17 protein-coding genes are annotated in these 23214 nt (G+C 67.3%); 4 read left to right on the top strand and 13 right to left on the bottom strand.

What is annotated here, in order from left to right; all coding sequences use genetic code 11:
* Nucleotides 1–146 precede the first annotated feature (146 nt).
* From ADE01S_RS02625 to aptA, 9 genes are all read right to left on the bottom strand, one after another.
* A complete protein-coding gene (locus ADE01S_RS02625; protein ID WP_062679909.1) occupies nt 147–1622 on the bottom strand; it encodes a M81 family metallopeptidase in 1476 nt (491 codons plus the stop codon).
* Between the two features lie 30 nt (nt 1623–1652).
* Nucleotides 1653–3062 (bottom strand): amidase, encoded by a 1410-nt coding sequence (locus tag ADE01S_RS02620; protein ID WP_062679908.1) that lies wholly within the window; start codon nt 3060–3062, stop codon nt 1653–1655.
* A 27-nt stretch (nt 3063–3089) separates the two neighbouring features.
* Nucleotides 3090–4781, bottom strand: a complete 1692-nt coding sequence (locus ADE01S_RS02615; RefSeq protein ID WP_062679907.1) for an ABC transporter ATP-binding protein — start codon at nt 4779–4781, stop codon at nt 3090–3092.
* On the bottom strand, nt 4781–5671 hold the full coding sequence (locus tag ADE01S_RS02610) for an ABC transporter permease (RefSeq protein ID WP_062679906.1): 891 nt from the start codon (nt 5669–5671) through the stop codon (nt 4781–4783). Before ADE01S_RS02610 ends, ADE01S_RS02615 begins: the two co-directional genes overlap by 1 nt.
* Nucleotides 5672–5680: 9 nt before the next feature.
* The gene (locus tag ADE01S_RS02605; RefSeq protein WP_062679905.1) at nt 5681–6622 is read right to left on the bottom strand and encodes an ABC transporter permease; all 942 of its coding nucleotides are present in this window, start codon (nt 6620–6622) and stop codon (nt 5681–5683) included.
* Between the two features lie 26 nt (nt 6623–6648).
* Nucleotides 6649–8214, bottom strand: a complete 1566-nt coding sequence (locus ADE01S_RS02600) for an ABC transporter substrate-binding protein (protein WP_062679904.1) — start codon at nt 8212–8214, stop codon at nt 6649–6651.
* Nucleotides 8215–8294: 80 nt separating this feature from the next.
* Complete coding sequence (locus tag ADE01S_RS02595; RefSeq protein ID WP_062679903.1) at nt 8295–9803, bottom strand: M81 family metallopeptidase; 1509 nt, start codon at nt 9801–9803, stop codon at nt 8295–8297.
* 180 nt (nt 9804–9983) lie between these two features.
* On the bottom strand, nt 9984–11477 hold the full coding sequence (locus ADE01S_RS02590; RefSeq protein WP_062679902.1) for a CoA-acylating methylmalonate-semialdehyde dehydrogenase: 1494 nt from the start codon (nt 11475–11477) through the stop codon (nt 9984–9986).
* Nucleotides 11474–12799, bottom strand: coding sequence for an omega-aminotransferase AptA (aptA, locus tag ADE01S_RS02585; protein WP_062679901.1), 1326 nt, complete (start codon nt 12797–12799; stop codon nt 11474–11476). The genes ADE01S_RS02590 and aptA overlap by 4 nt, the downstream gene beginning before the upstream one ends.
* Before the next feature lie 161 nt (nt 12800–12960).
* On the opposite strand from aptA, the gene ADE01S_RS02580 reads away from it, so the two are divergent.
* A complete protein-coding gene (locus ADE01S_RS02580; RefSeq protein ID WP_062679900.1) occupies nt 12961–14376 on the top strand; it encodes an aminotransferase-like domain-containing protein in 1416 nt (471 codons plus the stop codon).
* 176 nt (nt 14377–14552) lie between these two features.
* Here the strand turns inward: ADE01S_RS02580 and ADE01S_RS02575 are convergent, their stop codons facing one another.
* From ADE01S_RS02575 to ADE01S_RS02560, 4 genes are all read right to left on the bottom strand, one after another.
* Nucleotides 14553–15038 carry a dihydrofolate reductase gene (locus ADE01S_RS02575; protein WP_062679899.1) on the bottom strand — a complete coding sequence of 162 codons (486 nt, stop codon included), beginning with the start codon at nt 15036–15038 and terminating at the stop codon, nt 14553–14555.
* A 76-nt stretch (nt 15039–15114) separates the two neighbouring features.
* Nucleotides 15115–17178 (bottom strand): putative bifunctional diguanylate cyclase/phosphodiesterase, encoded by a 2064-nt coding sequence (locus tag ADE01S_RS02570; RefSeq protein WP_062679898.1) that lies wholly within the window; start codon nt 17176–17178, stop codon nt 15115–15117.
* Between the two features lie 440 nt (nt 17179–17618).
* Nucleotides 17619–18590, bottom strand: coding sequence for a thymidylate synthase (locus ADE01S_RS02565; protein ID WP_062679897.1), 972 nt, complete (start codon nt 18588–18590; stop codon nt 17619–17621).
* A 114-nt stretch (nt 18591–18704) separates the two neighbouring features.
* Nucleotides 18705–19148, bottom strand: a complete 444-nt coding sequence (locus tag ADE01S_RS02560; RefSeq protein WP_062679896.1) for an OsmC family protein — start codon at nt 19146–19148, stop codon at nt 18705–18707.
* A 123-nt stretch (nt 19149–19271) separates the two neighbouring features.
* On the opposite strand from ADE01S_RS02560, the gene coq7 reads away from it, so the two are divergent.
* The 3 genes from coq7 (at nt 19272) to tviB (ending at nt 23207) form a co-directional block, all read left to right on the top strand.
* Nucleotides 19272–19949, top strand: a complete 678-nt coding sequence (gene coq7 / locus ADE01S_RS02555; protein ID WP_062679895.1) for a 2-polyprenyl-3-methyl-6-methoxy-1,4-benzoquinone monooxygenase — start codon at nt 19272–19274, stop codon at nt 19947–19949.
* Nucleotides 19950–20727: 778 nt separating this feature from the next.
* A complete protein-coding gene (locus tag ADE01S_RS02550; RefSeq protein WP_056325286.1) occupies nt 20728–21834 on the top strand; it encodes an MraY family glycosyltransferase in 1107 nt (368 codons plus the stop codon).
* A 95-nt stretch (nt 21835–21929) separates the two neighbouring features.
* Nucleotides 21930–23207, top strand: coding sequence for a Vi polysaccharide biosynthesis UDP-N-acetylglucosamine C-6 dehydrogenase TviB (gene tviB, locus ADE01S_RS02545; RefSeq protein ID WP_062679894.1), 1278 nt, complete (start codon nt 21930–21932; stop codon nt 23205–23207).
* Nucleotides 23208–23214 lie beyond the last annotated feature (7 nt).

Below are 23214 nucleotides of genomic sequence, written 5' to 3'. Positions count from 1 at the left end.
TCGGAATACGCGCATTCATCGGCCTGTAAGGCCCGCGGCGAGTATACCGAGGCGGCAGGTCGCTTGAGCGCGCTCCCAGTTACAGAAGTTTTCAAAATGAAAGCCGGCGCTGTCGCGCCGGCCGGGTCATGGGGAGCGGAGGGGGATTAAAGCGGATCCAGCGGGTAGATCGGGCGGCGCACCTTCTGGAAGTCGAGCTGGCCGTAATCGGAGGTGGTGACCCCCACGCCCGTGCATTCGATGACCGCCGTGGCCATGTCGGAGAAGCCCGCGCGCCAGTGCACACGGCTCTTCAGGACCACATAGCGCTTTTGCAGCGGATCGATGCCGGCCGACAGCAGGCAATTGACGTCGAAGGGCTCCTGGTGGCGCGAGACCACCACGATTTCCACGCGGCCCGTGTCGATCACCACGGTCAGGCCGGTATCGTTGCGCACGCCGCGGTACATGGGGCCGCGGTTGAGGTAGACGCCGTCGAACACCAGCTTGACGCGGCCGGTGACTTCCAGCGGCTCGCTCGCTTCCTTGATGGCGGGCATGGCCATCTTGCCGCCCAGCTTGAGCGTGATGGTCCGGCCCACGCCGGCCGCGGCCGCCTCCAGCGCGGCCTGCGGGTCGCAGATGGCGTAGAAGACGACGTTGTCCAGCTCCTGGCGCAGCACTTCGGCCAGGACGGCCGTGGTGTCCATCGTGCCGCCCGATCCCGTGTTGTCGTAGTGGTCCAGCAGCACCACCGGCCCCTGCTCGATGGCCTTGGCGCGCGCGATGGTGGGCGCCAGGGGTTCCGGATGGAACACCCAGTCGGCGCGGTCCGTCCAGGCCCGTTCCAGCAGCTCGTCGCGGTACTGCTCGGCCTCGGCCAGCTTGCCGTCCGTACAGACCACGGCGCTCAGGCCGGCCTCGTGGATGTCGGCGTGAGGAAAGCCCACGAAGACCGAGGCGGCCAGCACGCCGCCGGCCTCCAGTTCCTTGCAGCGTTCCTGCAAGGGCTTGTTGGGCGCGGCGTGGGTGCCCTGGCACATGATGTGGGGCAGCATGGGCTTGTTGGCCCAGGCCATCACGGGCTTGATCTCTCCCTTCAGCGTGCGAACGATCACGTTGGCCGCGCGCACGCCCGATTCGCGGATGTCCACGTGGGGATAGGTGTGGAAGCCGCTGATGACGGTGGCGTTCTTGACGATGTCGTCATAGATGTTGGCATGCATGTCGAGCGTGACCGCCACCGGCGTCGCGGGATCGATTTCGCGCAGGCGGCGCAGCAGGTCGCCTTCGGCGTCGTCCACGCCCTCGGCCACCATGGCGCCGTGCAGGTCCAGCAGGATGGCGTCGAAGCCGCCGCGCTTGACCTCGTCCAGGATCAGTTTGCACAGCCGTTCATGGGTTTCGGCGCTGGCCGGGCCGCTGGGCCAGGACTCCGCCGCCACGGGCACCACCATCTCGGCGCCTGCGAGGCGCGCCACCTCGATGTAGCCGCCCAGGCCGCTGTCGGTGTTCTCGTAGGCCTTGATGGCGCGCTCGCCAGCCAGGATCTCGGGATTGCCGCGGAAGAAACGTTCCAGCGGGGTCGGCACGGGCGAAAACGTGTTCGTCTCGTGCTTGATCATTGCCAAAAGCCAACGCATGGGGATTCCTGTGGGGTGCTTGTGGAAGGGTCAGGCCGCCTCGGGAGGCTGGGGCCAGGGATGTTGCGCGGGGCGCAGCCGTTCCCAGGCGCGCGCGATCCGCAGCACGCCCAGGTCGTCGAAGCGCGGGCCGGCGATCTGCAGCCCGATGGGCAGCCCGGCCTTGGTGTAGCCGCAATTGACGGAGGCGGCGGGCTGCTCGCTCATATTGAAGGGCAGGGTGAAGCCGATGTGGTGCATCGTCGTGGCGACCTCGTTGGTGGGCGAGGGCCATTCGGCGTTGTACGCCACCACCGGCGCCACCGGCGAAAGCACGTAGTCGTAGGGCGCGCAGGCCGCGACGGTCCGCGCGCGGACGTTGAGGGTCTCGTAGTAGCTGCGGAACACGTCCTCGCCGGACTGGCCCCCGCCGCTTTCGGCCCAGGCGCGGATGAAAGGCAGGATCTTGGCGCGGCGCGCTTCGGGCAGGGCGGCCAGGTCGAGCGCCGAGCGGGTGCGCCAGAAGCGGTCCACGCCGTCCAGCATGTCCGGGGTCATCCAGGGCTGCATGGGGGTCACGATGGCCCCCGCGGCCTCGAAGGCGCGCGCGGCGGCTTCCACCGCCTCGCGGATTTCGGGGTCTACCGGCAGGCCGCAGCCCGCGTCCATCAGCAGGCCGATGCGCAGGCCGCGCACGTCGCGCTCCAGGTTCAGCCAGTCGAACTCCTGGAAGGGCAGGCTCATGTGGTCGCGCGCGTCGGGCTGCGACAGCACGCCCATCATGAGCGCGGCGTCGGCGACCGTGCGGGTCATAGGGCCGGCGCAGCGGCCCATGAAGGGCGGGTCGATGGGAATGCGGCCCAGGCTGGGCTTGAGCGTGGCGATGCCGCACCAGGCCGCCGGCAGCCGCACCGAACCGCCGATGTCGGTGCCGATGTGCAGGGGCCCGTAACCCGCCGCGGCGGCGGCGCCCGCGCCGGCGCTGGAGCCGCCCGGGTTCTTGGACAGATCCCAGGGATTGCGCGTCAACTCATGGAAGCTGGACAGCCCGGAGGACAGCATGCCGTAGTCGGGCATGGTGGTCTTGCCCAGCAGCACCGCGCCGGCTTCGCGCATGCGGGCCGCGGGCGGCGCGTCGGCCGCGGCCGGCGTCAGGTCGGTGGCGGCCGTGCCCAGCGGCACCGGCACGCCGCGAGTGGCAATGTTTTCCTTGATGGTGGACGGCACGCCGTCCAGCGAGTAGCCGCCGGTGGATTGGGGTTCGCCCTTCATCCAGCGGGCCTCGGAGGCCCGCGCCATCGCCATCGCGCCTTCGGGGTCCAGCGCATAGGTGGCCTTGAGCCGCGGCTCCCAGCGCGCGATGTGCTCCAGCACGGAACGGGTGACTTCGACGGGCGACAGCGTCCTGGCGCGGTATGCCTGGAGCAGTTCCACGGCGGACAGTTCATGCGGTTGCGGCATTTCGGTTCCTGTAGGCGGATCGGTGCGTCAGGGCGCGGGGGCCGACGCCAGGCCGGCCGAGATCGGCCGGAAATTGCGGAAGTCCCAGTCCCGCCCGGGCGCGGCATCGATCAGGGCCCGGGTGTATTCATGGCGCGGCTCGGTCAGCACGGTCTCGGCGGAGCCGGTCTCGACGACCTTGCCGCGCTGCATGACCATGATGGTGTCGCAGATTTGCGCCGCCACGCGCAGGTCATGGGTGATGAACAGCACGCCCACGCCGGTGCGCTGGCGCACCTGCTCCAGCAGTTCCAGCACCTGGGCCTGCACCGAGACGTCCAGCGCCGACACGGCTTCGTCGGCGACCAGGATCTCCGGGTCCATGACCAGGGCGCGCGCGATGCAGATGCGCTGGCGCTGGCCGCCGGAGAACTGGTGCGGGTAGCGGCGCATCGCGTCCGGGCTCAGGCCCACCACCGTCAGGGTTTCGCCGGCGCGCTTCAAGGCCTGGTCGCGGGGCACGCCGAAGTTGAGCAGGCCCTCGATGATGGATTCGCCGACGGTGCGGCGCGGGTTCAGCGAGCGATAGGGATCCTGGAACACGATCTGGATCCGCCGGCGCACGGGGCGCAGCGCCGAGCCGGACAGGGTGCTGAGGTCTTCGCCGCCCATCATCATGTGGCCGGCGGTGGGCTCGATCAGGCGCACGATGCAGCGCGCCACCGTGGATTTGCCCGAGCCGGATTCGCCCACGATGCCGAGGATCTCGCCCTTGCGCAGGGTCAGGTTCACGTCGGAGGCCGCGACGATATTGTGCGCGGCCTTGCGCGACAGCACCGAACGCTTGCCGCCGTAGGTGCGGCCCAGCCCCTTGACGTGCAGCACCGGCATGCCGTCGGGCGCCTCGCGGCGCGAGGGCACCAGGCTGGGAACCGACGACACCAGGCGCCGGGTGTAGGATTGCTTGGGTTCGGCCAGGATCTCGTGGCGGGAGCCGCTTTCGACCAGGTCTCCGCGGTTCATCACGACGATGCGGTCGGAGATCTCCGCCACGACGCCGAAATCATGGGTGATGAACAGCACGGCGGTCTGGTGCTTGACCTGCAGTTCCTTGATCAGCGCCAGGATCTGCTTCTGCGTGGTGACGTCCAGCGCCGTGGTGGGCTCGTCGGCGATGAGCAGCTTGGGTTCCAGGATCAGCGCCATGGCGATGACGATGCGCTGGCGCTGGCCGCCGGAAAGCTGGTGCGGATAGGAGTCGAAGATGCGTTCGACGTCGGGCAGGTGCACCGACCGGAACATCTCCAGCACCTTCTCGCGGCGTTGCGCCGCCGACATCTTCTTGCGGTGCAGGCGCAGCACTTCGTCGACCTGCTTGCCCACCGTGTGCACGGGGTTCAGCGCGGTCATGGGCTCCTGGAACACCATCGCCATGCGGGTGGCGCGCATTTCGCGCAGGCGCCGCTGCGTGGCGGTGACCACGTCCTCGCCTTCCACGCGGATCGAGCCGGCGTTGACCGACAGCACGCCCGGCGGCAGCAGGCCCATGACGGCCAGGGACGTGACGGACTTGCCCGAGCCCGATTCGCCGACGACGCAGACCGTTTCGCCGGCGTGCACGTCCAGGCTGAGGTTGCGCACGACGCGGTTGCCCGCGCCCGCGACTTCCACCGACAGGTTGCGGATGGCCAGGATGGCGGACGAGGTGTCGCCCGCGGGGGGAGTGGGGGTGTAGGGCATCAGATCCTCCGCACCATTTTCGGGTCCAGCGCATCGCGCAGGGCATCGCCCAGGATGTTCACGCTGAGAACGGTCAGCGACAGGAACAGGCCCGGGAAGAGAATCAGCCCGGGCAGCATGCGGAAGTACATGCGGCCTTCGGACATGATGTTGCCCCAGGAGGCGATCTCGGGCGGGATGCCCGCGCCCAGGAAGCTGAGGATGGCCTCGGTCAGCATCGCGGACGCGAAGACGTAAGTGCCTTGCACCGTCAGCGGCGCGATCGTGCTGGGCACCATGTGCCGCCACAGCAACAGCGGCAGCGGCGTGCCCAGGGCCAGCGCCGCCTCGACGTAGGGCTCGCCGCGCACCGTCAGGATCTGGCCGCGGACCAGCCGCACCACCCGGGGGATTTCCGGAATGGTGATGGCCACGAGCACGGTGGTGAGGCTGGCGCCGGTCACGGACACCAGGGCGATCGCCAGCAGGATGCCGGGAATGGCCATGATGGCGTCCATGGTGCGCATGATCAGTCCGTCCAGCGAGCGGAACCAGCCCGCGATCACGCCGACGACCAACCCGATGGCGACGCTGACGACCGCCGCGCCCAGGCCCGCGATGAGCGAGACGCGGGCGCCGTAGGCCACGCGCGACCAGACGTCGCGGCCGAAGGCATCGGTGCCGAAGAGGTAGTCGGAGAAGGGCTGTTTCAGGCGGGCGCCGGGATCGATGAACGTGGGATCGACGGTGCCCAGCAGGGGCGCGAACAGCGCGATGGCGACGATCGTCGCCAGCACCACCAGCGCCAGCATGACGGGCCAGCTCTTGAGCCCCTGGCGGACTTGCCGCCAGGCCGTGACTTGGGGATTGCCGCCGCCAGGCAGATCGGCGGCGTCGGTTGGCGTTTGCATGGTGGGCCCCTAGTACCTGATCCGCGGGTCGAACACCGTGTAGGCGCAATCGACAACCAGATTGATGAACACGTAGACGAACGCGAAGAAGAGCGTCAGGCCCTGGATGACCGGGTAGTCGCGGGCCAGCACGGCTTCCACCACCAGCCGGCCCAGGCCGGGGATGTTGAATACCGATTCGGTCACGACCACGCCGCTGATCAGCAGCGCGATGCCCAGGCCCACGACGGTGGCGATGGGCACGGCGGCGTTGCGCAGGGCATGCCCCAGCAGGACGCCGGTTTCGCCCAGGCCCTTGGAGCGGGCCGTCCGGATGAAATCCTCTCCCATGACTTCGATCACGCTGGTGCGCGTGATGCGCGCGATCAGCGCGACGTAGACCGTGGACAGGGCCAGCGACGGCAGGATGAGGCGGTGCAGGTAGGGCCAGAAGCCCTTGTCCAGCGGCACGTAGCCCTGCACGTTGAACCAGCCCAGCTTGATGGCGAAGAGCCAGATGAGCAGGTAGCCGGTGACGAACACGGGCACCGAGAAGCCCAGCACCGAAAAGCCCATCACCGCGCGGTCCAGCAGCTTGCCCTGGCGCCATGCCGCGAGTATGCCCAGCGGGATGGCGACGATCAGCGTGAAGGCCAGGGTCAGCACCGCCAGGCTGAGCGACGGTTCAAGGCGCTGCCCAATGAGCTTGGTGACCGGCACGCCCGACATGAGCGAAGTGCCCAGGTCGCCTTGCAGGAGCTTGCCGCCCCAGATGAAGAACTGCTTGATGACCGGTTGGTCCAGGCCCATCGTCTGGCGTATCTGGACGATGCGCTCGGGCGTGGCGCCGTCGCCCGCCATGATGATGGCCGGATCGCCCGGGCTGAAACGCAATATCGCGAAGACCACCACCGCGACCATCACCAGAACGGGGATGGTCGCGAGGAGCCGGCGTGAGACAAATGCCAGCATGTAATTCCCCCTGTACTACGCGCCCGTCAAGGGGCTTTCTTGACGTTCCAGAATGCGAAGACCGGCGCATGCACCAGGCCCGACAGCTTGGTCGAATACACCGTGGGCACGGACATCTGGCCCAGCGGCACGTACAGGCCTTCATCGATGCCGATGCGCTGCACTTCCTCGGCGATCTTCTTCTGTTCCGCGGGGTCGGAGGTCAGCGCCATCTTCGTGCGCAATTCCTCGATCTGCGGGAAGTCGGGCCAGCCGAACCACGCGTTGTCGCCATTGGCGGCAGCCGGGGCCGAACGGACCGGATCCATCACGTCGGTGGCGTACCAGTTGGTGTTGTGGATGTTCCAGCCGCCTTCGGCCGGCGCGGCCTTGGAGGCGCGGCGGGTGGCCACGCTCTGCCAGTCCATCGCGGCCAGGTTGACGTTGAAGCCGGCCTTGCGCAGCGCCTGGGCCATCACGACCGGCTGGGCCGAGAGCGTGCCCACGTCGGTGGCGTGCATCACCAGGATGGGGGTGTTGTCGTAGCCCGCTTCCTTCAGCAGCGCCTTGGCCTTCTCGATGTTGGACGGCACGACCATGTCCTTGCCGATGTCGCTTTCCAGCGGCGTGCCGCAGCCCCACAGCGATGCGCAGGTCTTCCAGTACTTGGGATTGCCGACCAGCGCCTTCATCACGTCTTCCTGGCCGATGGCGTACATTGCGGCCTGGCGGACCTTCTTGTTGTTGAAGGGCGGGTACTTGAAGTTGAAGCGGTACATCGTGAAGTAGCCGACCGGGCTGAGCGACTCTTCCTTCAGGTCCTTGTTGCCTTCGATCATCGGCAGCAGGTCGTACGGGAACTGCTCGACGAAGTCGATCTCGCCGCCCAGCAGCGCGTTGGCGGTGGTCAGCGCGTCCGGCATCACATCCCATTCGACCTTGTCCACGTTGACGACCTTGCCGCCGGCCAGGCCGCTGGCGGGTTCCTTGCGCGGCACGTAGTCGGCATTCTTGGCGTAGACCGTCTTCACGCCGGGCTTGAACTCGATGACCTTGAACGGGCCCGAGCCGGTCATGTCGGTGATGGGCTGGCCGATGGCCTGGTCCGCGATGCGCTTGGGCATCATGAAGGGGGCGGTGCCGGTGGGCTTGGACAGGGCGCGCAGCGCCAGGTCGGTGGGCTCCTTCATGACGATGCGGAAGTTCTTGTCGTCGATGACTTCGATCTTGTCGGTGAACTTCAGCAGCGTGCGGCCCATGCCGTCGCCGGCGGCCCAGCGCTTGATCGAGGCCACGCAGTCTTCCGAGGTGACAGGCTTGCCGTCATGCCATTTCTGGCCGTCGCGCAGCGTCATGGTGTAGGTCTTGCCGTCGGGCGAGACTTCCCATTTCTCCAGCATCTGCGGCTGGATCTTGTTGTCGGCGTCGGTGGCCAGCAGGGTGTCGTAGATCATGTAGCCGTGCCACGTCGTGATGTACGCGGTGGTGGCATGCGGATCGGTCAGGCGCAGAGGCGAGTGCATCACCGTCTTGATGACGGTCTCGGCATAGGCGCCGTGAGCCATCATCAGGGTTGCGCCCGCCAACGCGGCGGCTCGGACGAACTTCAGCATGAATCTTCCCCTTGATGCGTAATGAGCGGCGTATTGCGCCGCTGCGTCGTTAACCCGCCGCGCGTGGCGGCGTGCGAGGTTCAGGCAGTAGCCGACCGGCCGGAAAAGACCGGTCCGCAAGGCGCCATTCTGATGCCCGGACGCAACCGTGTCCATGGTTGTTTTGCCGCATCCATCAGCATGGAGCCGGGGGCCGCGCATACCAGGATCGTTTGCGCGATGGCCGTGAAATCCGCGCGGAAATGCGCCGAGCTCTTGACCACCAGGATCGCCGCGCGGCGCGGCTCCACGCCCGCGAAACGGAACATCTCCTGGTCGGCCATCTGCACCTTGTTGGAGGCGACGATGATGCGCACGCCGCCGATGCGCAGGCAGGCGCTGGGGCCCAGGTCCATGTGGAATCCGCGGTAGAACGCGCCGTGCGTATCGAAACGCCCATCCGAAGTTTTCTCGACAATGAATTCGGTGTCCAGGGGTTCGTCGTCGGGAATACCCGAATGTCCACCCAGTGCAATCCTGACCTTCTTGCCGACGCCGGCGCGGTGGGCGGCCAACGCGGCCTGCGGGTCGACGATCAAGCCGATGGCGGCGTCGCGCGCATCGTGGCGGATCAGGGCGCGCAGCACCCCGGTGGTGTCCGAGCTGCCGCCCGCGCCGGGGTTGTCCTGCGCGTCGGCGATGACCACCGGCTTGCTGGCGTCCCGCGCCAGCCTCAAGGCTTCCTGCACGGCTTCGTCGGGCGTGTAGAGCCGGCCGCCGAAGTCGCGTTCCGCATCGAGCACGGCGCGGGTCATTTCGTCGGCCGCGGCGTCGGCTTCGGCCTGGGGGGCGCCGTAGGCCCACACCGTGGGCGCGCATTCGGGGAAGTCCGCCGCGGGAAAACCCGTGGCGAAAGACAGGCTGAGGACGCCCCGCGCTTCGATCTCGCCCACCAGCCGGTACAGGCTGCGCGAGGGTTCGATGTCGGTGGACTGCCAGCACAGGGAAATCAGGTAGGGCAGGGAACGCAGCGCCACGCTGGGCCGCGGCATGCCCGCCAGCCGTTTGTGCAGCAGCTCCGCGGCGCGCTGGCCGGTCTCGGCCATATCGATGTGCGGATAGGTCCGATAACAGACCAGGGCGTCGGCATGGCGGACCATGGCGCGCGTGACATTGGCGTGGAGGTCCAGGCTGGCCACCACGGGCACGTCCGGCCCCACCAGTTCGCGCACGCGCCTGAGCAATTCGCCTTCGCCGTCGTCCAGGTGTTCGGTCACCATCGCGCCATGCAGGTCCAGGTAGACGCCGTCCAGCGGCGCGGCCTGGGCCAGGCCTTGCAGGATCATGGCGCTGATGCGTTCGAAGGCGTCCCGGGTGACGGGGCCCGAGGGGCTGGCCGCCGCCCACGTGGTGGGCAGCAGCGTGTGCTGTTCCATCGCCTCGATGAACCCGGCCACCGGGATGTTGGCGCCCGCGACCGCCTGGAACATCGCGGGCCCGCTGACCAGCCTGGGCCAGCCCCCGCCCTTGTCGGCGAAGTCCTCCCAAGCGGCGCGCGACGGCGCGAACGTATTGGTTTCGTGCTGAAAACCGCCTATCCCGATGCGCATCGGATTTCCCCCTGTCGTTCCAATGTAAAAGGGCGCGGGAATCACCCCGCGCCCATCACACTACTCGCCTTCCCCAAACTGGCAACATCTCCCCCAAGCCGGGTCGCGCGGATCCGGCTCCGCCGGTCCGCAGCGACGCCCCCCTGGGGGGGAAGCGCGCCGCGCTTCGGGGGGGGACCCTCACTTAGCCACAGGCATCGTGAATTCCGCGCCCTTGGCGATGCTGTCCGGCCAGCGCTGCATCACGCTCTTGTAGCGCGAATAGAAGCGGATGCCTTCCTCGCCGTAGGCGTGGTGGTCGCCGAACAGCGAACGCTTCCAGCCGCCGAAGGAATGCCAGGCCATGGGCACGGGGATCGGCACGTTGATGCCGACCATGCCGACCTTGATCTGGCGGGCGAAAGCGCGCGCCACGCCGCCGTCGGACGTGAAGCAGGCCACGCCGTTGCCGAATTCATGCGCGTTGATCAGGTCCACCGCGGTGGCGAAGTCCGGCACGCGCACGATGCACAGCACCGGCCCGAAGATTTCTTCACGGTAGATGTTCATCGACGGCTTCACGTTGTCGAACAAGGTGCCGCCCAGGAAGAAGCCGCGCTCGTTGCCGGCAACCTTCAGGCCGCGTCCGTCCACCACCATGTCGGCGCCGGCGGCGATGCCGTCTTCGATGTAGCCCATGACCTTGGCGCGATGCTGCGAGGTCACCAGCGGACCCATTTCCGCGTCCGATTGCATGCCGTCCTTGACGATCAGGGACTGCACCCGCGGAGTCAGGCGCTTGATCAGCTCGTCGGCCACATCGCCCACCGCCACGGCCACCGAAATGGCCATGCAGCGTTCGCCGGCCGAGCCGTAGGCCGCGCCCATCAGCGCGTCGGTGACCTGGTCCAGGTCGGCGTCGGGCATCACGACCAGATGGTTCTTGGCGCCGCCCAGCGCCTGCACGCGCTTGCCGCGGCGGGTGCCTTCGGAATAGATGTATTCGGCGATGGGGGTCGATCCGACGAAGGACAGGGCCTCGACGTCAGGATGAGCGATCAACGCGTCGACCGCCTGCTTGTCGCCCTGCACGACGTTGAAAACGCCCGGGGGCAGGCCGGCTTCGGTCAGCAGTTCGGCCAGGCGCAGCGAGGCCGAGGGATCGCGTTCCGAGGGCTTGAGCACGAAGGTGTTGCCGCAGGCGATCGCCACCGGGAACATCCAGCACGGCACCATCATGGGGAAGTTGAAGGGCGTGATGCCGGCCACCACGCCGAGCGCCTGGCGCATGCTCCAGTTGTCGATGCCGCCGCCGATCTGGTCGGAATACTGACCTTTGAGCAGATGGGGAATGCCGCAGGCGAATTCGACGATCTCGATGCCGCGGGTGACTTCACCCTTGGCGTCGGAGAAGACCTTGCCGTGTTCGCGCGTGATCAGCTCGGCCAGTTCGTCCTGGTGCTCGTCGAGCAGCGCCTTGAAGTTGAACAGGATGCGGGCGCGCTTGAGCGCGGGGGTTTCCGACCAGGCCGGGAAGGCGGCCTTGGCCGAGGCCACGGCCAGCGCCACGTCCTCGTTGGAGGCCAGCGGGATGGAGGAAGTGACTTCGCCGGTGGCCGGATTGAAGCCGTCGGCGTAGCGGCTGCTGCTGCCGTCGTAACGCTGGCCGTTGATGAAATGCGGGATCGTCTTCATGCCACTTCCTTCAGGATCTTGCCGATTTGTTCGAAGATCTGCCCGATCTGGGCTTCCTCGATGATCAGCGGGGGCGAGATGGCGATGATGTCGCCGGTGTAGCGCACCATCAGGCCGCTGTCGAAGCACTTCTGGAAGACTTCGGCGGCGCGGGCGCCCGGCGCGCCCGCGCGCGGGGCCAGTTCGATGCCGCTGACCAGGCCCAGGTTGCGCACGTCGATGACGTGAGGCGCGCCCTTGAGCGAGTGGGCGGCTTCCTGGAAGGCGCCGGACAGCTTGCGGGCGCGGCCGAAGAGGTCCTCGCGGCGGTAGATGTCCAGCGTGGCCAGGATGGCGGCGGCCGCGAGCGGGTGCGCCGAATAGGTGTAGCCGTGGAAGAACTCGATGCCGCCGGCGGGGCCGTTCACGATGGCGTCATGCACCTCGCGCTTGACGGCGACCGCGCCCGCGGGCACGGCCGCGTTGCTGACGCCCTTGGCCATGGCGATGATGTCCGGCGTCACGCCGAAGAACTCGGAGGCGGTGGCGGCGCCCAGGCGGCCGTAGGCGGTGATGACTTCGTCGAAAATCAGCAGGATGCCGTGCTTGGAGGTGATCTCGCGCAGCTTCTCCAGGTAGCCCTTGGGCGGGATCAGCACGCCGGTGGAGCCGGCCATGGGCTCGACGATCACCGCGGCGATGGTGGACGCGTCGTGCAGGGCGATGATGCGCTCCAGCTCGTCGGCCAGTTGGGCGCCCCAGGCGGGCTGGCCCTTGGAGTAGGCATTCTGCTCCAGGTTGTGCGTGTGGGGCAGGTGATCGACGGCCGGCAGCAGCGCGCCGGAGAACGTCTTGCGGTTGGTCGAGATGCCGCCGACCGAGATGCCGCCGAAGCCCACGCCGTGGTAGCCGCGCTCGCGGCCGATCAGGCGGGTGCGCTGGCCTTCCCCGCGGGCGCGGTGATAGGCCAGGGCGATTTTCAGGGAGGTATCGACGGACTCGGAACCCGAATTCGTGAAGAAGACGCGGTCCAGGCCCTGCGGCATCAGGCTGGCGACGGCCGTGGCGGCTTCGAAGGCCAGCGGATGGCCCAGCTGGAAGCCCGGGGCGTAATCCATGACGCCCGCCTGCTTGGCGATGGCGGCGACGATTTCTTCGCGGCCGTGGCCGGCGTTGACGCACCACAGGCCGGCGGTGCCGTCCAGCACCTGGCGCCCGTCGGCCGAGGTGTAGTACATGCCTTTGGCCGTGGCCAGCATGCGCGGATGGGCCTTGAACTGCTTGTTGGCAGTGAAGGGCATCCAGAGATGGGACAGGTCGGGCAAGGCGGCGGGGGCGTTCATGGCGGCTCCAGGGGTAGGACAGGGGCCGGGCCGGCGCGACAATCGCGCAGCCAGCGGCATGCAGACGATTCTGGTGTGTCCGGGGGGGAATGCAAATATACGATCCGCGCAAATGCCGCTAACTGTATAGTTGTAAACGACACAACTGTACAGATATCTCCGTGATCGACTTCCAGCCCAACCGCGCCCGCGGCCAGGCCCCGACCCTGGTCGAGCAACTGGTCGCCGCCATCCTGCAGGCCATCGAGGCGCAGACGCTCCGCCCGGGCATGTCCCTGCCCTCGGTGCGCGAGTTCGCGCGCCTGCACGATGTCAGCACGTTCACCGTGGCCAGCGCCTACAGCCGGCTCGTGTCGCTGGGCTGGCTGGCGGCCCGGCCGGGCGCGGGCTACCGGGTCGCCACGCCCGACGCGCCGGCGCGCCCGCGCCAGCCGCTGTCGTGGGAGCCGCCCCGCCTGAACGCGGGGTGGCTGCTGTCGGACATCTTCGCGGACCACTCCATCCCCATCAAATCGGGCTGCGGATGGCTGCCGGGCGAATGGCTGAACGAAGAAGGTCTGCACATGGCGCTGCGCCACATGGGGCGGGTGCCGGCCATGCGCATCGCCAACTACGGCCATCCCTACGGTTACGCGCCGCTGCGCGAGACCATCGCGGCCAGCCTCGGCGCGCAGGGCATGGAGGTGGAGGCGTCGCAGGTCCTGCTGACCCAGGGCGTCACGCATGGCCTGGACATGGTGATCCGCACGCTGCTGCGGCCCGGCGATACCGTGGTGGTGGAACAGCCGGCCTACGCCAACCTGTTGCAGATGCTGCGGTTGGCGGGCTTGCGGGCGGTGGCCGTGCCGCGCACGGTGGACGGGCTGGATTGCGACGCGCTGGACGCCGCGGCGGCCCGGCACCGGCCTCGCGCCCTGTTCGTCAATACCGCCTTGCAGAATCCGTCGGGCGCCAGCATCGGCATGGCCAACGCGTTCCGCATCCTGCAGGCGGCCGAGCGCCATGGGCTGTGGGTGATCGAGGACGACATCTCGCGCGAACTGGCGCCCGGGGTGACGCCGATGCTCGCCGCCCTGGACGGCACCCGGCGGGTGGTCTACCTGGGCGGCTATTCCAAGGTCATCAGTCCGTCGGTGCGGGTGGGCTACGTGGTCGCCCACCGGGACCTCACCCGCGACATCGCGCGCACCAAGATGGCGGTGGGCCTGACCTCGCCGGAGATCATGGAGCGCATCGTGCACCAGGTGATCCGCGAAGGGCGCTACCGCGCCCACATCGCCCGCACCCGCGAGCGGCTGGCCGAGGCTCATGCCGGGGTAGCCCGGCAGATGGAGCAGCACGGCTTCGAGATCTACGGACGGCCGCAGGGCGGCCTGTTCCTGTGGGCCAAGGTGGGCGGGCAATGGCGCGAACGCGGCGCCAACGGCCTGGCCGAGCTGGCGCTCAAGGACGGCATCTGGCTGGCGCCGGGTTCCTATTTCGAGGCGGACGAGGCCGACACGCCCTGGGTGCGTTTCAACGTGGCCTATTCGGAGGCGCCGGCGCTCTGGCGCTTCATGCGCAACGCGGGGGCGTAGGATGGGTGGAGCGCGAGAGTTCTTAAGCTAGAACACAACTCTCCAACGCGCGAAACCCATGCGGCTGCAATCGATTGTTTTCCGGCCGATGCCGAACACAATCTGCCCACGGCCGCATGGGTTTCGCGCGCTGGAGAACGGGGTTCTCGTGGAGAGGATCTCGCGCTCCACCCATCCTACGCGCGTTCATACGTGACGAAGTCGTAGTCATAGCCGTTTTCGGCCGGTTGCGGCGCGCGCGCCGTTTCCTTCCACTGGAAAGCGGGCAGCAGCGGAAAGAAGGCGTCGCCCTCGACCTCGGCGTGGACTTCGGTGGCCAGCACGCGCTGCGCCAGGGGTAGGGCCTGCGCGTAGATCTGCGCGCCGCCGATCACGTAGGCGTCGGCCACGTCGCCGCAGGCGCCGATGGCGGCTTCCAGCGAGGGCACCAGGATGGCGCCTTCCGCGCTGAAGGCCGGATTGCGGCTGATCACGATATTGCTGCGGCCGGGCAGGGGGCGGCCCAGGGAATCCCAGGTCTTGCGGCCCATGATGATGGGGCTGCCCAGCGTGCTGCGCTTGAAATGGGCCAGGTCGCCCGGCAGCTTCCAGGGCAGGGCGTTGTCGCGGCCGATGGCGCGGTTGGTGGAGTAGGCGACGATCAGGGTGAGGCGGGCGGACATGCGGATGGGCGGCGTTGGAGTTTCGATGGGACGCGCCTAGCGTAGCAAATTTGCGCGGCCTGGCGCCGCGCGGGCCTCAGTCCGTGGCGTGTTCCAGGAATTCGGTGGCCGGCATGGGCTTGCCCAGCAGGAATCCCTGCAGCGAATCGCAGCCCAGGCCGGTCAGGAATTTCTGCTGCGCCGTGGTTTCCACGCCTTCGGCCACGATGCGCAGATTGAGCTGCTGCGCCAGGGCGACGATGGCCGAAACGATGGCGGCGTCCTCATTGTCGTTTTCCAGCTGGTTCACGAAGCCGCGGTCGATCTTCAGTTCTGTGGCGGGCAGCCGTTTCAGGTACAGCAGGCTGGAATAGCCGGTGCCGAAGTCGTCGATGGAGATCGTCACGCCCAGCGTCGACAGGCGCTTGAGCACGGCCAGGCTGGCCTCGGCGTCGCGCATCGCCGTGGATTCGGTCACTTCCAGGGTCAGGCAGGCCGGCGGCACGTCGTGGCGCAGCAGCGCGGAGCGTACCGTTTCCACCAGGCTGGCGTGGGCGAACTGCAGCGCCGAGATGTTGACGGCGATGGTCCAGTGGCCTTGCCCGGCGTCGATCCATTCGCGCATCTGGCGGCAGGCTTCGTTGATGACCCATTCGCCGATGGACAGGATCAGGCCGGTCTTTTCCGCCGTGGGGATGAACTGGTCGGGGCCGACCAGCCCGCGCGTCGGATGGTTCCAGCGCAGCAGCGCCTCGGCGCCGACGATGGGGCCCGCGGGCGCCTCGTACTTGGGCTGGTAGTGCAGGACGAACTGGTCGCGCTCCTGGGCCAGGCGCAGGTCGTGCAGCAGTTCGATCTGCTCGTGCGCGTCCGCGTTCATGGACGGCTCGAAGAAGCTGTAGCCGGTGCCGCCCAGGCGCTTGGCGTGGTACATGGCGGCGTCGGCGTTGGTCAGCAGCGTATGGGTGTCCTCGCCGTCGTTCGGGTAGATGGCGATGCCCACGCTGGAGGTCACCAGCACTTCGTGCCCGTAGACCATCACCGGGCGGGCGATGGCGTCGATCAGGCGGTCGGCCACGTTGGCGGCGTCGGTGGGTTCGACCACCTCGCTCAGCACGATGAATTCGTCGCCGCCCAGGCGCGCCACCGTGTCCTGGGTGCGCAGCGCCTGGCGGATGCGCTGGGCCAGGTCGATCAGCAGGGCATCGCCGGTGTGGTGGCCGTAGGCGTCGTTGACCGCCTTGAACCCGTCCAGGTCAAAGAACAGGACCGCGAAATAGCCCTTGCGGCGGCTGGCGCTTTCGATGGCCTGCTCCATCCGGTCTTCGAGCAGGATGCGGTTGGGCAGCTTGGTCAGGGTGTCGTGCAGCGCCAGCTGCACCAGCTCTTCGTTGGCCTCGGCCAGCGAGGAGGCCAGGGCGGAGGTGCGCGCCTCCAGCCGGTTGTCCAGCACCGCGACCAGCAAGGCGATGGCGAGCACGCTCAAGGTCACCGCGGTCACGGCGATGGCCAGCCAACCGGCGGAGATGCCGGCGTCGGCGGCCATGCAGATGCTGCCGTTCGGGAAGCCCGCGGCTTCCATGCCGGTGTAGTGCATGCCGACGATGGCGAGGCCCATCACCACGGCGGCCAGCGGGCGCGACAAGGCCACGCGGGGGCCGTCATGGCGCAGCCGGTAGGTGATCCAGAGGGCGGCGCCCGAAGCGGCCACCGCGATGAGGATGGACAGCGCGAACCACTTCGGGTCGTAGTCGATGCCCGGCGCCATGCGCATGGCGGCCATGCCGACGTAGTGCATCGTGGCGATGCCGGCGCCCATCAGCAGGGCGCCCACCGCCAGCCGCCGGGCGGGCAGTTCGTCCTTGCTCACGGTCCACAGCGCGAAGGCGGAGCAGCCGATGGCGATCCCCAGCGACAGCACGGTCAGGGGCAGGTCGTAGCCCATGGGAATGGGCAGGCTGAACGCCAGCATGCCGACGAAATGCATGGACCAGATGCCGACGCCCATGGCGAAGGCCCCGCCGGCCAGCCAGTAGCGCGCGGCCGGCAGCCCGTTCGCCGCCCGGACGCGGTTGGCCATGCCCAACGCTGTATACGACGCCAGGATGGCGACCCCTAGGGATACGAGGACGAGCGAAGGGTTATAAGTTCCAACGAGCATTTGTGGGGTCCTGTCCTTAGCGCATACAGCCGCCGCGCGGGCTTCAACTCAAATCAATTGGTAGTTAACAGTTGCAATTCGATCGCAGGCCATATCCTGCTGCCGAGTTTGGCGATGCGCGTACTCTCTGGTCGGGAAGGGGAAGGCGGCTGGGCAATGCCGGTGGTCGGCGCAGCCAGGCGGTTTGCCCGGTTTCGCGGCGAGCGACGGGCATGGCGCGGCATGAGCCGGTCGGAAGCACCGGGGCGCGACTCATGCTGGACGCGCGTCCGAGGCTAAGGGATGGGTTATACCGAAATCGCGCTTCCAGATGCTCACCAATCTTCACTTGCCGCCGGGCGCGGGCGCGCCAGGGGGGGCTGCCCCCGGGGGGGGCAGCGCCCCGGGGCAGGGGCCGACGAATCCGATCGAAGGCCGCGCCAGCGCGGCCCGGGCAGGTGCTACACGGCCATGGCCGCGGTGAGCGGGGCGTGATGCTGGTAGCCGGACAGCGAGAAGTCTCCCGGTTCCACCTTTTCCAGCCATTCGGGTTCGTAGCGCCCGGTGGCCGCGAAGTCGGGGATGCGGTCGGACAGGACGAGGCGGGGCGCCTCGTACGGTTCGCGCTTCAGCTGTTCGCGCAGCATCGGCAGGTGGTTCTCATAGATGTGGGCGTCGCCGATGAAGTAGGAGAACCAGCGCGGCGTGTAGCCCGTCAGCCGGCCCACCAGGTGCAGCAGGGCGGCGCCTTCGGTCAGGTTGAACGGCGTGCCCAGGCCGACATCGTTGGAGCGGATGTACAGGCACAACGAGATTTCGCGGGTCGTGGCGTTCGGCAGGAACTGATAGAGCAGGTGGCAGGGAGGCAGCGCCATTTCCTCGATCTGCGCCCAGTTCCAGCCGTGGAAGAGGATGCGGCGATCGCCGGGCCGTTCGTGGATGGTGTCCAGGCATTGCCGCAACTGGTCCACCGCCTTGTACAGCAGCACCTTGGGCCGGCCGGCTTCTTCCAGGTCGGCCACCTTGGCGTACCCGCGCCCGAGGGCGTCGGCGATCTGGGCGCCGCGGTCGGCGTCCAGCAGCTTGTAGGCGGGCCACTGGCGCCATTGCACGCCGTACACCGGGCCGAGGTCGTCGGCCCCTTCCCGGTAGGGGTTGGCCAGCCACTGGCTGTTCTCGTTGGCGTTCTGGTCCCAGACCTTGCAGCCCAGTTCGCGGAATTCCGCGGCGCTGCGCGAGGCGCGCAGGAAGCCCACCATTTCGCCAATGGCGGACTTGAACGCCAGCTTCTTGGTGGTCACCGCGGGGAAGCCCTTTTGCAGGTCGAAGCGCAGCGAGGCGCCCGGCATGCTCAGGGTGCGAATTCCGGTGCGGTTCTCCTGCCACGCGCCGGTGTCCAGGATGGTTTGAACGAGGTCCAGGTATTGTTTCATGGTGGTCCTTCTGTTCGCCCGCCCCGCGGGTGACGCAGACAGGCCGCCGCGAACGGATCGCGGCGGCGCTCAGGTAATTGAATTAATGGTGGAATTACACCACGGCGGCGCGACTCAGGCGGCGGCGGGGGCTTCCTGGGTGTCCACGATCTCGACCGAGAAGGTCAGCGCGGCGGTTTTCTCCAGCATGGCCGAGGCGGAGCAATACTTTTCGTGCGACAGCTGCACCGCGCGCTCGACCGCGGCGCGCGGCAGGTTGCGGCCGGTGACGGTGAACGCGAAATGGATGCGGGTGAACACCTTGGGGTCGCTGTCGGCGCGCTCGGCCTGCAGCTTGACGCTGCAGCCGCTGACGGCGTGGCGTCCGCGCTTGAGGATCAGCACGACGTCGTACGCCGTGCAGCCGCCGGTGCCGGCCAGCAGCATTTCCATCGGGCGGGGGGCCAGATTGTGGCCGCCGCCGTCCACGGCGCCGTCCATGACGGCCACGTGGCCGCTGCCGGTGCTGGCGGTAAAGAGCATGCCGTTCGGGCCGCCCCAGTCGATCGTGCATTCCATGTTGTCGCGTCCTTCTGCTTGAGCGCAGTCAATGGTTGATGATACCTGTTGCGTACAATTCCGGGCATGAGAGCCCCGCCCCGCATCAGGGGCGTCGGCGCCTGCCTTGCCGAGGAGTCGTTTATGTCCACCGCCCTGTCTAGATCCGGCCCTGTTTCTTTCCTGCGTCGCACCAATCCCCTGGACGCCTTGCTGGCCGAAGCGGACCGCGCGTTGCGGGTGCTGAGCGGCAGCGCCACCGCCGGGCGGCCGTACCCGGCCACCGCCGAAGAGGCGCCGCAGGCCCTGTCGGCCCAGGAAAAACGCCACGCGGCCGGGCTGATGCGGGTGAATCATGTCGGGGAAGTCTGCGCCCAGGCGTTGTACCGCGGGCAGGCCTCCGTGTGCCGCGACCCCGCGCCCCGCGCGCTGCTGCTGAACGCCGCCTCCGAGGAGGTGGACCACCTGGTCTGGTGCAATCAGCGCCTGACCGAACTCGGCAGCCGCGCCAGCCTGCTGAATCCGGTCTGGTACGCCGGCTCATTCGCGCTGGGGGTGCTGGCCAGCTACGCGGGCGTGCCCCGCAACCTGGGTTTCATGGCCGAAACGGAAAAGCAGGTCGAGGCCCACCTCGAAAGCCATCTGCGCACCTTGCCGGTGCAGGACGAGCGTTCCCGCCAGATCGTCCAGAAGATGAAGGAAGACGAGGCGCAGCATCGCGCCAGCGCCGAAGCCGCCGGCGGCGTGCCCCTGTCCCTCCCCGTCAGGACGGCCATGAAGGCAATGTCTAAGGTCATGACGACCACCGCCTACTGGATCTGAGGCCACCGGCATCGAAATGTTGCGATGCGCAAAAAAGCTGCAAGACGGTGCCTGCCGCACCGCTTTGGTGCAAAAGATAGAGCGGGATTACCCGGGGCGATCTAGGGTTAATCCGAAACGGGTTTACCCATTCGGCAAAAACCCTTTTTTTGGAAAGGCCACGGATTGGCGCGGGTTTCCAGGGGGAGGGTGCCGGGGGTGAGGCAAAAATGCAACGGAAAAAAAAGCCTGGCGGGCAGATCAAAAAAAATCTTGCATCGCACAAAAAACCTCGGTACTATTCACTCATCGGATGTTGAAACGCAGTCGGCGCGGTGCAAAACCCCGAAAGCGTAGCGAGCGGAAAGCCAGCTCCCAACATGCCACGGTTGTCTCCTCCACCCTCCTCCTTTGGTGGATTTAGCCCGAGATCTCACGATCTCGGGCTTTTTTTTGTTTGGATTTGATTTGTCCCCGTTTTCTCGGGGAGGCCGGCGGCAGCGGCATGCGGGGCGGCCGTTACGCCATAGGGCGGAGTTCGCGTTTTCCCTTGGATATTTCGGTTGCGCCCGGGCGGAAAGCTCTACAATCGCTCTATGAAACCCGTATTTCCGCGCGTCAGCGGTTCTGCCTCGACGGCGCCTTCCGGCCGGAGGGCGGAGGTCGGGTCGACGGCCTGGCGCAGGGCGTTACGTTCTGTGCCGGGGAATTGCACTTCCTTATTCCTCCCATATATGGGCGTTACACCTGCCTCCGATAATGGCGGGCCTGTCTCGATAGACCAACCAGAGGTGATTCTGTGACCTGGCTGTACATCTGCGTGGTCGCATTCATGGTGGGGGGACTCATCGTGGCGTCGGAGCGCTGGCATGGCGCTTTTACTGGCGACAGCGACCTCAATAAGCCCCAAGCCAACCATTCCCGGGCCACGCCCCGGGTGGGCGGGCTGGCGGTCCTCGCCGGCACGCTTGCCGGCCTGCTGGTGCTCGGCCCCAGCAACATGACCCTGACCTGGCTGTGGCCCGCGCTGTTCGTCGCGGCGCTGCCCGTGTTCGTGGCCGGCCTGCTCGAAGACATCACCAAGGACATCGGCGCCAGCAAGCGTCTGCTGGCCGCGTTCCTGTCGGCCGCGATCGCCTGGTGGCTGTTGGGCGGCGTGAGCCGCGTGGGCATGGCGCCGGTGGACTACGTGCTGTCGTTCTGGCCAGTGTCGCTGCTGTTCACCATGTTCGCGGTGGGCGGCTGTACGCATGCGCTGAACATCGTGGACGGCATGAACGGCCTGGCCGGCATGGTGGCCACGTTGATGGCGGTGTCGATCAGCCTGGTCGCGCTGCAGGTGGGCGACGTGCCGATCTTCCTGGTCGCCGCGGCCCTGGCCTCGGCCACGCTGGGCTTCCTGGTCTGGAACTTCCCGTTCGGGCGCGTGTTCCTGGGCGATGGCGGCGCGTACTTCCTGGGCTTCATGCTGGCCGAGCTGGCGGTGCTGCTGGTGGTGCGCAATCCGTCGGTGTCGCCGTTCTACGCCCTGGCCGTGCTGTTCTACCCCGTGTTCGAAACCGGCTTCTCGATCTGGCGCCGCCGCTTCAAGCGCGGCGTGCCGGTGGATCAGCCCGACGCCCTGCATTTGCACCAGCTGGTGTTCCGCCGCCTGGTCCGCGTGACGTTCAGCCGCGGCCGCCGCCACGCCGTGCCGGCGCTGTGCAATGCCCTGGCGTCGCCCTACATGTGGGTGCTGGCCTTGATCGGCCTGGTGCCGGCCACCATCTGGTGGGACAACGCCTGGGCGCTCAGCGCCAGCCTGGTGGTGTTCGCCAGCGTCTACATCTGGCTCTACGCGCGCCTCGTGTCCTGGCGCCGCCCAGGCTGGCTGCTGCTGCCCTCCGTCCTTCGGACCACCGATTAGTGTTGAGCGCCCCGGCGATCACCGCCGGGGGCTCGGTTATCCATCATCAGACTAAATTTAAAATGCCGTAATCGTTCTACGGTAAAGGGAGAGTTATGTTGCGAATCCAGGATGTGAAACTCGCAGTCGTCGGCCTGGGCTATGTCGGCTTGCCGCTGGCCGTGGAATTCGGCAAGAAGCGTCCGGTCATCGGTTTCGATATCAATACGCGCCGCATCGAGGCCCTGAAGGCAGGCCACGACCAGACGCTGGAAGTCAGCGACGCCGAGCTGGCCGAGGCCAAGCAGCTGAGCTACACCGCCGACCGCGCCGAGCTGGGCAAGGCCAACGTGTTCATCGTGACCGTGCCGACCCCGATCGACGAGTACAAGCAGCCGGACCTGACGCCGCTGGTCAAGGCCAGCGAAACCATCGGCGCGGTGCTCAAGCGCGGCGACATCGTCATCTACGAATCCACCGTCTATCCCGGCGCCACCGAAGAAGACTGCGTGCCGGTGCTGGAGCGCGTGTCGGGCCTGAAGTTCAACGTGGACTTCTACGCCGGCTACAGCCCCGAGCGCATCAACCCGGGCGACAAGGAACACCGCGTCAGCACGATCAAGAAGGTCACCTCCGGCTCCACGCCCGAAGTCGCCGAGCTGGTCGACCAGCTGTACCAGCAGATCATCACCGCCGGCACGCACAAGGCGTCCAGCATCCGCGTGGCCGAGGCCGCCAAGGTGATCGAGAATACGCAGCGCGACGTGAACATCGCGTTGATCAACGAACTGGCCCTGATCTTCAACAAGATGGGCATCGACACCGAGGCCGTGCTGCAGGCCGCCGGCACCAAGTGGAACTTCCTGCCGTTCCGTCCGGGCCTGGTGGGCGGCCACTGCATCGGCGTGGATCCGTACTACCTGACCCACAAGGCGCAGTCCATCGGCTACCACCCCGAGATCATTCTGGCGGGCCGTCGCCTGAACGACTCGATGGGCGGCTACGTGGTGTCGCAGCTGGTCAAGGCGATGACCAAGCGCCGCATCCATGTGCAGGGCGCGCGCGTGCTGGTGATGGGCCTGACCTTCAAGGAAAACTGCCCCGACCTGCGCAATACGCGCATCGTGGACATCGTGAAGGAACTGGGCGACTACAACGTGGACGTGGACGTCTACGACCCGTGGGTCGACCCTGCGGAGGCCGTGCACGAATACGGCATCACGCCTGTGGCCGAACTCGAGGAAGGCACATACGATGCCGTGATCCTGGGCGTGGCGCATCATCAATTCACAGAAATGGGTGCGGCCGGAATACGCAAATTGGGCAAGCCGGAACACATTCTTTATGACTTGAAGTACGTGTTGTCGCCTGCTGAATCCGATCTGCGCTTGTAAGGAGGGT

The organism is Achromobacter denitrificans NBRC 15125, assembly GCF_001571365.1.
In the GTDB taxonomy this organism is placed as follows: domain Bacteria; phylum Pseudomonadota; class Gammaproteobacteria; order Burkholderiales; family Burkholderiaceae_B; genus Achromobacter; species Achromobacter denitrificans.
The sequence above is the reverse complement of the archived record's forward strand: the minus strand, read 5'-3'. Positions and strand labels throughout refer to the sequence as shown.